Source organism: Myxococcus llanfairpwllgwyngyllgogerychwyrndrobwllllantysiliogogogochensis, from assembly GCF_006636215.1.
In the GTDB taxonomy this organism is placed as follows: domain Bacteria; phylum Myxococcota; class Myxococcia; order Myxococcales; family Myxococcaceae; genus Myxococcus; species Myxococcus llanfairpwllgwyngyllgogerychwyrndrobwllllantysiliogogogochensis.
Genome location: NZ_VIFM01000072.1, coordinates 1 through 14,227, shown reverse-complemented (window position 1 = coordinate 14,227; position 14,227 = coordinate 1). Strand labels below are relative to the sequence as shown.

At 68.9% G+C, this 14,227-nt stretch carries 11 protein-coding genes; 6 read left to right on the top strand and 5 right to left on the bottom strand.

The features are described from left to right. Window positions 1-25: 25 nt before the first annotated feature. The 5 genes from FJV41_RS19310 (at window position 26) to FJV41_RS19290 (ending at window position 7,483) form a co-directional block, all read left to right on the top strand. Window positions 26-757, top strand: a complete 732-nt coding sequence (locus FJV41_RS19310; protein WP_141643985.1) for a HEAT repeat domain-containing protein — start codon at window positions 26-28, stop codon at window positions 755-757. A 99-nt stretch (window positions 758-856) separates the two neighbouring features. After that, window positions 857-2,548 carry an ATP-binding response regulator gene (locus FJV41_RS19305; RefSeq protein WP_141643984.1) on the top strand — a complete coding sequence of 564 codons (1,692 nt, stop codon included), beginning with the start codon at window positions 857-859 and terminating at the stop codon, window positions 2,546-2,548. A 76-nt stretch (window positions 2,549-2,624) separates the two neighbouring features. Then, window positions 2,625-4,346: an arginine--tRNA ligase gene (gene argS / locus FJV41_RS19300; RefSeq protein ID WP_141643983.1), complete on the top strand. Its 1,722-nt coding sequence runs from the start codon at window positions 2,625-2,627 to the stop codon at window positions 4,344-4,346. A gap of 14 nt (window positions 4,347-4,360) precedes the next feature. Next, a complete protein-coding gene (locus FJV41_RS19295; RefSeq protein ID WP_141643982.1) occupies window positions 4,361-6,913 on the top strand; it encodes a 1-acyl-sn-glycerol-3-phosphate acyltransferase in 2,553 nt (850 codons plus the stop codon). 72 nt (window positions 6,914-6,985) lie between these two features. Further along, window positions 6,986-7,483, top strand: a complete 498-nt coding sequence (locus FJV41_RS19290; RefSeq protein WP_141643981.1) for a DUF6265 family protein — start codon at window positions 6,986-6,988, stop codon at window positions 7,481-7,483. Window positions 7,484-7,498: 15 nt separating this feature from the next. Here the strand turns inward: FJV41_RS19290 and FJV41_RS19285 are convergent, their stop codons facing one another. From FJV41_RS19285 to FJV41_RS19275, 3 genes are read right to left on the bottom strand one after another with little or no spacing between them, the layout of a single operon-like run. After that, window positions 7,499-7,963 carry an Ig-like domain-containing domain gene (locus tag FJV41_RS19285; RefSeq protein ID WP_141644021.1) on the bottom strand — a complete coding sequence of 155 codons (465 nt, stop codon included), beginning with the start codon at window positions 7,961-7,963 and terminating at the stop codon, window positions 7,499-7,501. Further along, complete coding sequence (locus FJV41_RS19280; protein ID WP_141643980.1) at window positions 7,963-9,150, bottom strand: cytochrome c3 family protein; 1,188 nt, start codon at window positions 9,148-9,150, stop codon at window positions 7,963-7,965. Before FJV41_RS19280 ends, FJV41_RS19285 begins: the two co-directional genes overlap by 1 nt. After that, window positions 9,151-10,470 (bottom strand): hypothetical protein, encoded by a 1,320-nt coding sequence (locus tag FJV41_RS19275; RefSeq protein ID WP_246137286.1) that lies wholly within the window; start codon window positions 10,468-10,470, stop codon window positions 9,151-9,153. 192 nt (window positions 10,471-10,662) lie between these two features. On the opposite strand from FJV41_RS19275, the gene FJV41_RS19270 reads away from it, so the two are divergent. Continuing rightward, window positions 10,663-11,859 (top strand): type II CAAX endopeptidase family protein, encoded by a 1,197-nt coding sequence (locus FJV41_RS19270; RefSeq protein WP_246137285.1) that lies wholly within the window; start codon window positions 10,663-10,665, stop codon window positions 11,857-11,859. A 32-nt stretch (window positions 11,860-11,891) separates the two neighbouring features. On the opposite strand, the gene FJV41_RS19265 is transcribed toward FJV41_RS19270, so the two are convergent. Further along, window positions 11,892-12,107 carry a DUF5818 domain-containing protein gene (locus FJV41_RS19265; protein WP_141643979.1) on the bottom strand — a complete coding sequence of 72 codons (216 nt, stop codon included), beginning with the start codon at window positions 12,105-12,107 and terminating at the stop codon, window positions 11,892-11,894. After that, window positions 12,104-13,909: a S8 family serine peptidase gene (locus tag FJV41_RS19260; protein WP_141643978.1), complete on the bottom strand. Its 1,806-nt coding sequence runs from the start codon at window positions 13,907-13,909 to the stop codon at window positions 12,104-12,106. The genes FJV41_RS19265 and FJV41_RS19260 overlap by 4 nt, the downstream gene beginning before the upstream one ends. Between the last annotated feature and the right edge of the window lie 318 nt (window positions 13,910-14,227).

Here is a 14,227-nt window from a genome sequence, read left to right as displayed (position 1 = left end):
CGCAGGAAACGGAGCACACGCGCACATGGGCCTCTTCGACATCTTCACGGGCGGCTCGGGGCCCGAGAAAGCCCTCAAGCTCAAGCCCAAGGTCACCCAGAAGTACGGCGACCCGGCGACACGGCAGAAGGCCATCCAGCAGCTGGGGGAGATGAAGTATCCCGAAGCCGTCTCCGTGCTGCTCGCCCGCTTCACCATCACCGTGGACCCGCTCACCACGGACGCTGACGAGAAGGAGCACACGTTCGAGCTGGTGAAGGCCTTTGGCAAGGACGCCGCCGTCCCGCCCATCGTCGAGTTCCTCAGCAAGACGGAGCAGGCCACCTCCTGGGCCCTCCGGCTCCTGGGAGAGCTGGTCACCGAGGAAGAAGCCACGGGCGCTTGCGTGAACGCGCTCCAGCACCTTTCCGCCACCTATACGAAGAACCCGGAGAAGAAGGTCGTCCTCCTTCACCACGTCACCGGTCGCGAGGACGCGCGCGTGCCGCCCGCCGTGCTCCCCTTCCTCGAGGACATGTCGGACGACGTGAAGATCGCCGCCCTCAAGGCGCTCGCCTCCTTCAAGTACGAGCCGGCGCTCGAGCCCATGCTCAAGCTGTTGACGGCCGACGAGACGGCCCGCCGGGTGCAGACGTCCGCGATTGCCGCCCTGGCGGACTCGGGCTTCAGCGTGGCGAGCCATCGGGCGAAGGTGGAGTCGCTCCTGGTGGAACCGTTCGTCCTGGACAAGGACGGCCGCATCCAGCGCCGCGCCTGAGGCCGGGCTGTCGGGCAGCCGACACGGCCACTGTCCTCCGGATGGCCCTGCACATCAGGGCCGTTCCCAGGCGCTCGGAACTTGAAGCAGGATTCTCCCGTGCGCTCGAAGAAGAAAGGGGCCCTGGCAGAGGTCGTGCCGCTGCGCCCCAACACCTCGAAGAAGTCCACCCGTCGCGCCGTGAAACCGCCTCCTCCGGCGGACTCCGACGCCACCGCGCGCGCCCTCCTGGAGATGGCGCGTCACCTCACCGACAACGCCGGCCCCACCGAGGCGCTGCGCTCCCATCTCCAGACGCTCCACGCACTGCTCAAACCCAAGGTCTGCTACGTGGCCCGCTACTTCCCCTCCCGGGAGCAGCTCCACGTCGAGCATGTGCGCGGTCGCTACGACAGCCGCGTCGTCGCCGCCGTCCCGGGCGAGGGCGTGGTGGGGCGCGCCTTCTCCGAGAAGAAACTGCTGCACGAGGCGGACACGCTCGCCGTGCCGCTCGAGAGCCCCCACGGCGTCACGGGTGTCCTCGTCGTCCTCGGCGCGCGCCGCACCGTCTCCGACACGGTGCTCCAGTCACTGGCCGCGCAGCTCGCCGCCGCGTACGAGGTGGCTCGACTCCGCGACGACAGCGCCCGCCGGAACAAGGACCTCCAAACAGCCATCGCGGGCCTCAAGAGTCTGGAGCAGAACCGCGAGGAGCTGCTCGGCAACGTCTCCCATGACTTGAAGAACCCGCTCACCACCATCAAGTCCTATCTGGCGATGATGGGGCGCGAGAAGCTGGGAGCCCTCACTGACTCCCAGCGCCGCGCGGTGCAGATCTGCGACCGGAACTCCGACCGCATGCTGCGCATGGTGAATGACCTGCTGCTCATGTCCCGGCTCCAGTCCGGGAAGATGCAGCTCAACCAGCGCCCCTTCGGCCTCAAGGCCGTGGCCGAGGAAGTGGTCCGCTCCCTGGGCGTCCTCGCCGAGCACGGCAAGGTCAGCGTGTCGATTCCACCCTGCCCCGAGGTCTTCGTCCGCGGAGACCGCGAGCGCATCGCCGAGGCCATCCACAACCTCGTCGAGAACGGCATCCACCACAGCGAGGCGGATGACACCGTCGAGGTCAGCGTCTCCGCCGAGGATGGGCTCGCCACACTCAGGGTGAAGGACAGCGGCCCCGGCATGTCCGCCGAGGCGCTGGAGCACGTGTTCGATGCCTTCTACCGGGCGCAGCCGGGCGTGCCTCGGCCGCCGGGCGCGGGACTGGGAATCCCCCTGGTGGGGAAAATCGTCGCGCTGCACGGGGGGCGCGTGGAGGCGAAGAGCGTGCTGGGCGATGGGAGCACCTTCGAGATGGTGCTGCCCATGTTCGCCGGGGCGGTGAGCTCGCCGGACCTGAACCAGGCGGCCCCCAAGGCGGGCGGCATCCTGCTCGTGGAGGACGACGCGGACTGCCGGGAGGTCCTTCAGCAGGTCCTCGAGCAGGAGGGCTACCGGGTGATGGCCACCTCGGGAGCCTCCGAGGCCCGCTCCATCCTTTCGCACATCCGGCCGGCCATGGTGCTGCTGGACCTGAGGCTGAGCGAAGAGGACGGGCAGTCGGTGCTCCGCTTCATCCGAGGCAACGAGTCGCTGGCGGACATCGTCGTGTACATCATCTCGGGTGCCAGCGAGGTGGCCTCGCTCACGTCCGGACAGGGCCTGGAGCGCATCGACGGCTTCTTCGAGAAGCCACTCCAGTTGCCCAAGCTGCTGGACACCGTGGCGGCGGTGGTGCGGCCCAGCCGCCGGGCTCCGGCTGTCCCCTAACGGGGAGGAATGGACCGCGGAACGAACAAGAGGTGGCCGTAAGCCGCCTCTGCTTGGCTAGTATCCGCGCCGTCCCATGAGCTCTTCCGTCTATTCCCGCCACCGCGCCGCGTTCGCCCAGGCCCTTGCCAGCGCCCTGGGCGTGCCGGCCGCAGACATCGAACCCCAGGTCAAGCCCGCCGATCCGGCGCACGGTGACTTGAGCTTCGCCACCTTCCCTCTCGCCAAGGCCCAGAAGAAGGCGCCTCCCGCCATCGCCGCCGGACTCGCCCAGACGCTCAGCGTGCCGGGGCTCGAAATCAAGGCGGTGGGCCCCTACGTGAATGCCCGCTTTGCCCTCATGCCCTTCACGGCGGAGGTCCTCGACGCCGCTCGCTCGGCGGGCCTGGCCTACGGCGGTGACGCGGACGCGGGACGCGGCAAGACGGTGACCGTCGACTACTCGTCGCCGAACATCGCCAAGCCCATCGCGTTCCACCACATCCGCACCACGTTCCTGGGCCACTGCATCGCCAACATCTACCGGGCGCTCGGCTGGCGGGTGGAGGGCATCAACTACCTGGGCGACTGGGGCAAGCAGTTCGGCCTCGTGGCCGTGGGCTTCCAGGAGTACGGAGACCCCGCTCGCATCGACGACATGGGCCACCTGGTGGAGGTCTACGTCAAGGCGAACACGCGCGCCGAAAAAGAGCCCGAGTTCGACGCGAAGGCCCGCGACTTCTTCCGCCGCATGGAGGCCGGTGACGCCGAGGCCCTCAAGGTGTGGAACCAGTTCCGCGAGACGAGCATCCGCGGCTTCAAGACCATCTACGCGCGGATGGGCATCGAGTTCGAGCACATCGAAGGAGAGAGCCGCTACCAGGGGAAGATGGACGCGGTCATCGAGCAGATCGCCAAGAAGCCCGGCGTGAAGGAGTCGCAGGGCGCGCTCATCGTCGACCTGCCCTACGCGGAGAACGAGCCGCCCATCCTCCTCAAGAAGAACGACGGCACCACGCTCTACGCCACACGAGACCTGGCCGCCGCCGAGGACCGGTACGAGCGGTTCCACTACGACAAGGCGCTCTACGTCGTCGCGCAGGACCAGGCGCTGCACTTCCGCCAGGTGTTCCGCACGCTGAGCGCGATGGGCCAGCCGTGGGCGGACCGCTGCGTTCACGTGGCCTTCGGCCGCATTCACGGCATGAGCACGCGCAAGGGCCTGGTGGTGCAGCTCAACGACGTGCTGGACGAGGCCAAGGAGCGCGCCTCCGTCAAGGTGAAGGAGAACCAGGAGGCCGGTCGGCTCCAGTCGAATGACCCGGACCTGCTGGCCGAGCAGATCGGCCTGGGCGCCATCGCCTTCGGCGACCTCAAGCACAAGCGCGCCAGCGACTACACCTTCGACTGGGACGAGGTCCTCAGCTTCGAGGGCCACACGGGCCCGTACCTCCAGTACGCCCACGCACGCGTCGTCAACGTGCTGCGCAAGGGTGGAGGCGTGCCCGCGAGCTACGACGCGAGCCTGCTGACGCTCCCCGAGGAGCAGGCCCTGGTGCGCGAAATCATGCGGCTGCCCGAGGTCGTCAAGGACGCGGCCGAGCAGTACGAGCCGAGCCTCGTGGCGCGCCTGCTGCTGGACGTGGCCGCCGCCCTCAGTCGCTACTACACGCTGGGCAATCAGGAGCGGGACAAGCGCATCCTCGTCGAGAACGATGACGCGCTGCGTTTCGCACGACTCGCCCTCACGGACGCGGCCCGGGTTACTCTCGCGGCGGGTCTGACACTTCTGGGCATTCCAACGCCCGAGAACATGTAGCCCCGGGGGCTGCCTTGGAAACCGCGCTGTCGCCGTCTGCGAATCAGGGAGAGTCCTTGCTGAAGGCCGAGTTCGGCCCGATGGGCCGGGCATTGGGTGCTCGCTATCTGGAGAGCGTCCACTTCCCGCCCGAGGCCGAGGATGAGCTGCGCAACCTGCACGCCAAGGGTTTCGTGGTGCATGTCATGCGCTCCACGGCCTGGGTGAACTTCCTCTATCTGACCTGGGCCATGGTGCGCAGGACGCTGCCGCCCATCCGCGCGGTGTCCAACCTGCGCCCGTGGTTCACCAAGCCCTGGCGCCAGACGAAGCAGTCCGGCGCCTTCCAGGAGCGCTTCGAGTACGCGCAGCAGAACGGGGGCAGCGGTCTGGTCTTCCTGCGCCGCACCGCGCTCATGCACGCGTCGGGGAAGGAGACCCACGAGGACCCCTTCCCCGCGCTGGTGGAGCTGGCGCGCAAGTCGGACCGGCCCGTGTACCTGGTGCCGGAGCTGTTCGTCTGGGAGAAGAGCAGCGCCCGGCTCAAGCCCAACTGGGTGGACGTGGTGTTCGGAAGCCCGGAGGCACCGGGCTTCCTGCACTCGATGCTGGCCTTCTTCCGCAACTACAAGCGCGCCCAGTTCCGCGTGGGAGAGCCCATCGACCTGCGGGCCTTCGCCGAGGAGAACCCGAAGGACTCGGTGGAGGTGCTCGCGCGCAAGGTGCGCAGCACGTTGCATGTGCACCTGTCGCGGGAGACTCGCGCGGTGTTCGGCCCTCCGGCCAAGCCCCACGAGCGCGTCATCGACGAGACGCTGCGTGACAGGCAACTGCGCAAGGTGGTCGACGAGCAGGCCGTCGAGTCCAACCGCAAGCCGGAGAGCGTGCTGCGCGAGGCTCGCCGCAATCTGGAGGCCATCGCCGCGAAGCCCAGCCCCACGACGCTGGCCTTCGTCGCGCCCGTGCTGGAGTGGGTGTTCAACCGCATCTACGACGGCATGCACGTGGACGAGGCGGGCCTGCACCGCGCACTCAAGGCCGCGACGCGCGCCCCCATCGTCCTGTGCCCCAGCCACAAGAGCCACGTGGACTACCTGGTGATGAGCTGGGTGCTCTGGAACCGGGGCTACGCGGTGCCCCTGGTCGCCGCGGGCGCCAACCTGTCCTTCTGGCCCCTGGGCAGCATCTTCCGCCGCTGCGGCGCCTTCTTCCTGCGGCGCTCGTTCAAGGGCGACAAGGTCTACGCCGCGTCCTTCAAGGCGTACGTGCGCAAGCTGGTGCACGACGGCATCCACCAGGAGTTCTTCCCCGAGGGCGGCCGCTCGCGCACGGGCAAGCTGCTGGCGCCCAAGCTGGGCATGTTCACCTGGCAGGTGGAGTCCGTGCTCGAGGGCGCGCGCAATGACCTGCTCTTCGTGCCGGTGGCCATCGACTACGAGAAGGTCGTCGAGTCGGGCAGCTACTCGAAGGAGCTGGCGGGCGGAGAGAAGAAGCCCGAGGACCTCAAGGCCCTGTTGAGCACACCCAAGGTGCTCGCGGCGCGCTACGGCCGCATCCACCTGGGCTTCGATGAGCCCATCTCCCTCCTGGAGTTCATGAAGGAGCGCGGCCTCAACCCCGACGAGCCCGTGACGGACGAGCAGAAGAAGGGCCTGGTCCGCGCGCTCGGCAACCGCGTCATGTACGGCATCAGCAAGGTGTCCACCGTGACGCCGCATGCCCTGGTGAGCACGTCCCTCCTGGCGCACCGCCGCCGCGGCCTGACGCAGCGGGAGCTGGCGGACCGCATCAGCATCCTGCGCCGCATCGCCCAGGAAGACGGCGCGCCCCAGTCTCGCGAGCTGGGCAACGCCCCCAGCAACCCGGAGACGATGGGCCCCATCCAGGACGCGATGCGCACCTTCATCGACGACGAGATGGTGCGCACGCAGGAGGCGAAGGGCGACGTCATCTACCAGGTGGAGGACAACCGCCGCCCGGAGATGTCCTTCTACAAGAACACGCTGATGAACCTCGTCTCGGCGCGCAGCCTCGTGGCCAACGCCATGCTGGCCGCCGGTTCGCCCGCGCCCTACGACGCGGTGAAGGCCCGCGCCCTGTTCCTCTCGCGCCTGTTCAAGGTCGAGTTCATCTACCGGGTGAACACGACGTTCGACACCATCTTCGCGGAGACGGTGGAGCGGCTGGTCCGCATGGGCCTGGTCATCAACGAGGGCGAGTCCCTGCGCGTGGCCCCCGAGCCCCACGCCCAGCCGGAGCTGGAGTTCCTGGCCGACCTGCTGCGCGACTACCTGGAGGCCTACCTCCTGGCGGCCATGACGCTCAACGACGTGGCCAACGGCGTCGCCGAGGACCGCAAGGCCTTCATCCGACTGGCGCTGGAGACGGGCCGCGCGGAGTACCACGCCGGCCGCGTCACCGCCGCCGAGTCCCTGGCCAAGGTGACGCTGGAGAACGCAGTCACGTACCTGCAGGACCAGAAGCTCCTCGTCGAAGAGGACAAGAAGCTCAAGCTGGGGCCGCAGGCCACGGACGCGGAGGCACGCCGGCAGCTCGCCGACGCCATCCGCGAGTACCTCAAGCGCTGACCCTCACTCACGCGGGCCGCACTGTCGCCATCGGCGGTGCGGCCCGTCAGCGAGGCATGTGAGGATGCGGACATGCTCGTCCGCCCTGCCCTCCTCGCCCTCGCGCTCTGTGGTGTCCCCCTCCTCGGCTGCAAGTCGACACCACCCGAGCGCGAGACGCCCTCGCGCACCTGCGGGGACTCCATCCATGACCTCGCATGGATGTCGGGGAGCTGGCGTCAGGACAAGGCAGGCAGCACGGTGGAGGAGCACTGGACGCACGCGGACGCCGGCACGCTCTTCGGGGTGAGCCGCGCCATCGTCCGCAACAAGACGGTGTTCTTCGAGTACATGCGCATCGAAGCCCGCGCCGACGGCCTCTACTACGTCGCCCAGCCCATGGGCCGCCCGGGCACGGACTTCAAGCTGGTGCGCTGCAACAGCAACGGCGCGCTCTTCGAGAACCCCCAGAACGACCACCCCAAGCGCATCTTCTACCAGCGCCCCTCGGCGGGCCGCCTCACCGCGCGAATCGAAGGCGACGAGAACGGCAAGGCCGTGGCCCAGGACTTCGACTTCACGCGGATGTAGCCGGGCGCGCTCGGCTCACGGCGCGGTGCGGAACACCACCCGCACCTCGGTGGCCAACGGGTTGCCCTCGTAGTCCGTGAGGACGTCGCGCAGCACCAGCGTGTACTGCGTGTTGGGCGACAGCGTGGAGCCCTCGGCGACCCTGGCCTCCACGGTGTACTCCACGTCGCCCCGCTCCACGTCCTGCTCCAGCTCCGGAACTTCCGGCGCGAGGACGGTGAGCGGGACTTCATCGCGCGCGGCGAACACGGCAATGCCGGGACGCAGGCTGCGCACGTCCATCGCCTCCGAGAAGGTGATGCGCAGCGTGCCATCCGTCGCCAGCACCCCACCGCCACCCGGGTCGGTGGAGATGACCCTGGGCGGCACCGTGTCGCGTCGGTCGTAGATGGCGTCCCCTGGCTCCAGACACCCCGAGAGCGACGTCACCGACAAGGCCACCAGCAGCGTGCCCCTCACGAAAGACTGGCGCGCGCGCATCACCGGCACCCCTTCTGCGCCAGGCTCTCCGCCGAGTGGCACTTGAGGCAGGCCCGGTCATTCGCGGACGCCAGCTTCTTGCACGTCTGCGCGAAGCCCGCCGGGTGCGGGTTGATCTGCCGCCGCGACGACAGCTCGGAGTGGCAGCTCGTGCAGGACTCCTCACGGTGGCAGGAGATGCAGCTCGTCAAATCACGCGACGCGGCGATGCCGTGGTGCTGCGGGCCAGGCAGCTCCACCCAGGCCCTGTAGTCCGGGTGCACCTTCTGGTTGCGCGGACGCAGCGACTTGTCCGCGTCCATGCCCACGCCCACCCGTTCATGACACGCGGCGCAGAAGGACTGCGCACGGTGGCAGCTCTCGCACCGGGGCGAGCCCGCTCGCGCCTGCACCGGGTGCAGCGTGATGTAGTCGTTCGGGTGGATGGACAGCGGTTTCTGCATGCCGTCGTGGCACGTCTGGCAATAGCTCTCGCTGTGGCACTGCATGCACGTCATCCGGTCCGTCGACGCGCGCGCCCCGTGGTTGAACTCGTAGCGCGGCCCGTGGTCCAGGCCCAGCGGGTTGCCCTGCATGGGACGCAGCAGGCCCGAATCAAAGACGAGCTTCAGTCGCCCGGAGGGCTCCGTCGGATGGCACGTGGCGCAGGTGTTGGAGGCCACGTTGCCGTCATGGCACTTGAAGCACGTGGCCATCTTCGGCAGCTGGTTGCGCGTGGCGAGCTTCACGTCCGTCATCTCGCCGTGGCACACCGAGCACTCCACCTTCTTGTCCACGTGCTGCTGGTGGCTGAAGATGAGGTTGGCGGTGGGCATGGACAGCTTCGCGGGCTCCTTGCGCACCGTGGCGTCGAAACCCGGGTGACACGTGTTGCAGCTCGACTTCGGGTCCGTGGGCTTGCCCTTCCGCCCCGCCTCGATGTCGTGGCACGTCTCGCATTCCTCGTGCCCCGGGAGGTTGACGTCCTTGGGGGACTGACTGGCGCGGGCCGCGTCGTGGCACGTGGCGCACTCAGCCCCGGCCTCCAGGTGCTGCGCATGGTCGAAGCGCAGGGGCACGTGCTGCGCGGGATACACGGCGAGGCTGCGCTCGCGGGCCGTGGCGGCCCAGGCGACGCCGGCGCCCACCATGGTGGCAAGCGCGGCCAGGGCGAGCAGCGCGTTTCGGTTCTGGCGGTGCGGCAGCATCTACAGGCTCGCCTTCAGGTCGAAGAGCAGGAAGCCCTTCGTGTCCGAGTCGGTGAACGGGTTGAAGTTCTGCTCCACCACCAGGGAGAGCCGCGTCGCCCGCGTCAGCGCTCGACTGGCCCACACCTGGGCGCCGTAGAAGTTGCCACCCAGGCGCGCGTTGAAGCTGTCGAAGATGCGCGCGAAGGACACCCGCGCGTCCAGGGTGAAGCGCTCCCGGTCGAACGTGTAGCCGCCGGTGAGGTCCCCCCAGAGCTGGTCGCCGCCGTAGCCCGTGCGGTACGTCACATCCAACGCCGACCGGAAGGACCCCGAGCGCCACGCCGCGCCCGCGGAGCCACCGACGCTGGTGGACTCGGGAGCACCTTCGGCGTCCACCTGGGCGGCGATGGCGAGGTCCGGGTTGACGTTCTCGTTGTACTTGCTGCCAAGGCCCTGCACGTAGAAGCGCAGCGCGCCAGGGGTGAACAGGTCCACGCGCAGCCGCGCCTCGTCACGGGGCGCCCACGCGAAGTAGTACCAGATGGAGTCCGCGGCCAGCACGGGCGACAGCCGCATCACCTCCGCAGTGGCCGCGAAGCGCGTGGCATCCCAGCGCAGCTGCGTGCGCACCTGCGCCACCTTGCCCATCAGCACGTCGTAGTCCACGCCCGCCAGGACGTTGACCCCCAGCCCGCGGCCGTAGCGCGCCTCCACCGTGGCGCGCTCCAGGTTCGTCTTCCCCTCCACCAGCGCCTTGCGATAGCCGACCGACGCGTGGAAGCCCTTCACGTCCTCCATCAGCAGCTTCGCGCCGATGAGGGGCTCCATCGCATCGAGCGTCGAGTCCGCGCCCGTCACGCCTGCATCCAGGCGCCGCGCGTCGCTCTCCCGCGTCCCTTCCAACTGGTACACGGAGGAGCCCAGGAAGCTCGTGCCCTTTACCCACAGCCCGCCGTACACCTCCGCGCCCAATCCCAGGCGGCTCATGTACCGCACGCGCAAGCCGTCGAACGCGAGGATGTCCGACACGTCCGTGTAGAGCTGTCGGCCCAGGCGCCCCTCGAAGCCGCCCTTCGCGTAGCGCACGTACGCATGCAACAGCTCTGCGTCTTCGGACTTCAGACCGTCGACGCGCTCGGCCTCGCCCTTGGGCAAGCCGAAGTCAGCCCAGATGCGCAGGTTGGACTCGAAGCCCAGGTCCTGCCCGGTGGCGATTTCGAAGGCGCTGAGGCCCAGGTACTGGACGATTCGCCGCCGAGGAAGCAGCACCGGGTCATCTGGTGTGCTGCCACGCCACGCACGAATCTGGTACGCCTGCGCCTCGGTTCGCGCTTCCACCAAGAACGCCGACGCGTGCGACGTCGCCGCTCCCAGCCCCACGCCCAGGGCACACCACACACCCAGGGATTGTGAGAGCTTCCAACACGTCCGCTGCGCCGTTCGAGCCAGGATGAAGGACGTCAAGGTGCGCACAGTATAGAGAAGTCGAAGTGCGGACAGTTCAGCTTTTCGCTCCAAGGAGACGCCAAATTGGAAGATTCCGCTCCCAGCGACGCCCGGCCTCATGAGCCGACGGGTCCCTCCGAGCCGCCACCCCCAGAGCGCCCTGAGCCAGGGAGCCCACGGAGGCTCGCGCTGGCGGGGGCGGCGCTGGCGTTGGTGCTGTTCATCGCGGTGGGAGGTTCGGTCCAGTTCCTCAACGCGGCCTTCGGAATCTGGTTCACCGAGGTGTTCATCTTCCTGGGCCTGGGCTGGTTGCTGCCGCGGATGGGCGGATGGAAGCCCGCGCTGTACACCGGGCTGACGCCGCTGCCCGCGCTGCCCACCCTCTTTGGCTTCCTGCTGGGCGTGGCCAACTTCTTCGCGCTGGTGGTGCCCATCCAGTTCGTTGCCCAGAAGCTCGCGCCCGAGTGGCTGACGGAGATGTTCGACGGCTCGCGCCTCTTCGATCAGCAGACGCCCGTGGAGCTGGCCGTCATCCTCGCGGGCGTGACGGTCGCCGCTCCCTTCTGCGAGGAGCTGTTCTTCCGGGGCGTCTTCCAGCGGGGCATCACGCCTCGGCCTCCGGCATCACCGGTGAAGGCCCTGGTGATTTCCGCCGTGGTGTTCAGCGCGTTCCATCTGGACCCGGTGGGCTTCGTGGCGCGCGTGGAGCTGGGCCTGCTGTTCGGCTGGCTCTACCTGCGCACCGGCTCGCTGTGGCCGGGCATCGGCGCGCACGCGGCCAACAACCTGGTGTCCTCCGTGCTGTTCCTCGCGGCCAAGGCGATGGACCAGGGGGCGACGGACACGGACACCTCGCCGCTGGCCGTGCTCTCCCTGGCGGGACTGGGCTGGGTGGGGCTGCTGGGGCTGATGACCTTCGCGCGCCACCACGCGTCGGTATGGGGCGTGGGCGCGCCACACAGCGACGAGAGCGCCCGGGAGACTCGGCCGGTGCCGTCCCTGCCGACGCTGCTGTTTCCCTGGGTGGCGGCCGCGACGGTGTCCCTCGTCCTGCTGGGCGTCGTGGACAGGCGAGGCGTCTCCCTCAACCTCTTCGACGTGGCCAATCCCCTGACACCGCTCAAGAAGGACGCGGAGCCCGGGCTGCAGGCGGAGCGAGAGGCGTTGGAGGAGCTGCGGGCCGCCGCTCGTCGAGGCGCGGCCCCCATGGAGGCGTACCACGAGGAGCGGCTGCGTCAGGCCCGCGCCCACAAGAGCGCGGGCGGCCCCAAGCAGCCCTGACAGGCGAGAGGGGCAGCGCGGCCCCTCACACCTCAGACGAAGCGATACGAGCTGACGTGGAACACGGGGCCCACCATGGCGCTGGTGAGCACGTCACGGTCCACGTCGCCCTCGGCCTCGATGCGCTGGCCGTCCTTCTTGATCTTCCGGTCGCCACCCGCCAGTTGGTAGGTGGTGCCGTCGTCGCCTTCCAGCACCCAGACGCCCGTCTCGACGTCCCGGAAGACCACGCGCCCGGACAGCTTCAAGGCACGTCCTCCTTCTTGAGCATGGCCCGGGCGACGACGATGCAGAGGACGGTGTTGAAGCCCAGCCACGGCTTCGCCAGGAACGTGAAGGGCATCCACGACAGCGCGGGCGCGCCGGCCCACGCCGAGTACGCCAGGAAGCCCGCGAAGCCCAGCGCGAGTCCGCCCACCGCCGGACGCAGACCCTTCCAACCGATGGCCGGCAGCGACAGCAGGACCGGGATGAGCGCGCTGTAGAACAGCGGGCTCACCGTGCGACGGCCGAAGATGATGCGCTCCCAGTCGGGGATGGGCAGCGACGCCATCTCCACCACGCTCCCCGTCACGTCCGCCGAGCTCACGAACCACGTGCGCACGAAGTACACGCCCACCGTGGACAGCAGCAGCGGCACCAGGAAGGCCGGACGCAGGAGCGCGTTGAGGTAGCCCGGACGCTCGCGGCCCCGCAGGGTCAGCAGCACGAAGGCCAGCAGGCCCAGCGCCCAGTACAGCGGCGGCCAGCGCGACATCCCGCCACCCAGCGACGCGAGCGACGCCTCCGCGTTGAGCAGACCGTGGCCGTACTGCTCGGTCCACGCCTGGTCCGCGACCTTCGCCGCGCCGGCGTACAGCGCCTTCTCCACCGCGTCCGGAGTCTTCGCGCCAGCCGCGTACAGCATCGCGGCCACCGCGGCCACGTGCGGGGTGGCCATGCTGGTGCCCTGGTACGACGCGTAGACGGAGCGCGAGGGGTCTCTCGGGTCGATGGTGTTCTGGAGGATGCCACCCTGGTCGCCCTTGCGCTTGTCACCACCGGGCGCCGCGATATCCAGCTCCTTGCCGTAGGACGAGTACGGCGCGAGCGAGCCCTCGGGCCCCACCGCCGACACCGACACCGCGCCGGGATAGGCCGCGGGGAACTCCACGCGCGCGCGCCCACCGTTGCCGGCCGCGGCCACCACGGTGACGCCCTTCTTGCGCGCGTACTCCACCGCGTTGGCCATCACCTGCGAGTAGCCGCCACCGCCCAGCGACATGTTGATGACGTTGGCGCCCTTGTCCGCCGCGAAGCGGATGGCGTCCGCGATGTCCGCCGTGGTGCCGCCACCGAAGTGGTTGAGCACCTTCACCGGCATCAGCGTCGCCTCGAAGGCCACACCCGCCACGCCCTCGCCGTTGTTGGTGGCCTGGGCGATGGTGCCCGCCACGTGCGTGCCGTGCCCGTGGTCATCGTTGGCGTGCTCGTCGTCGTTCACGAAGTCGTAGCCCGGAACGAACTTCACGCCCTTCAGGTCCGGCACCTGCTTGAAGTCGTCGTGGTCCTCGTACGCGATGCCGGTGTCGAGCACCGCCACCACCACGCCCTTGCCCCGGCTGCGCTCCCACGCCTTGGGCATGTCGATCATCTTGAGGTTCCACTGCTGCGCGTACTCCGGATCATTCGGAGTGAAGCTGGCGCGGACCTCCATCAGCGGCTCGGCGGCCTCGACGCTGGGATGCTGGCGGATGCGCTCCAGCACGCCCTGCACGTCATCCACGCCCACCGCCAGGGTGAGGGCCTCGTCGGCGCTCTCCACGGAGTTGAGCTCCAGGTCCACGCCCCAGTCGGCCTCCCAGGCGTCAAACTGGGCCTGCGTGGTGCCGTCCTTGAAGTCCACGAGGATGGCGTGCGGGACGACATCCACGTCGTCCGCCAGGTTCTCGAGCGAGGCGGGAGGCGCGGGCGCACGCTCGGCGTCGCTCTCCGCGGACTTGCACGCAGGGGCTACCGTCACGGCCAGGGCCAGCGCGGCGCCACCCAGGGTCCATCGCACCATCCGCATCGGGCTACTCCTTGAGGAACGAGGCACGCTTCCGGAAGACCCTACGAACGAACGGCGAAACGATTGGGTCTGCGCAGACAGTCTGTACGTCCGCTCTCCCGGCGTGCAAGTGCGGGAGGCTGAAGAAATGTGAAGGAGTCCGGTGGGTTGCAGCGCATCGGTCATCCGCCGGAGAGCCGCTGGAGCCAGGTGGACACGGCCCGTCCCACCTGCGGCAGGTTGCGTTGGAACGTCGCCCCCGCGTCATCGATGACCTCGAAATCCCCCCCGGCCCGCGCCACCGCGGCCGCCATCGCCGCCCGGGGCATCCGCCCGTCC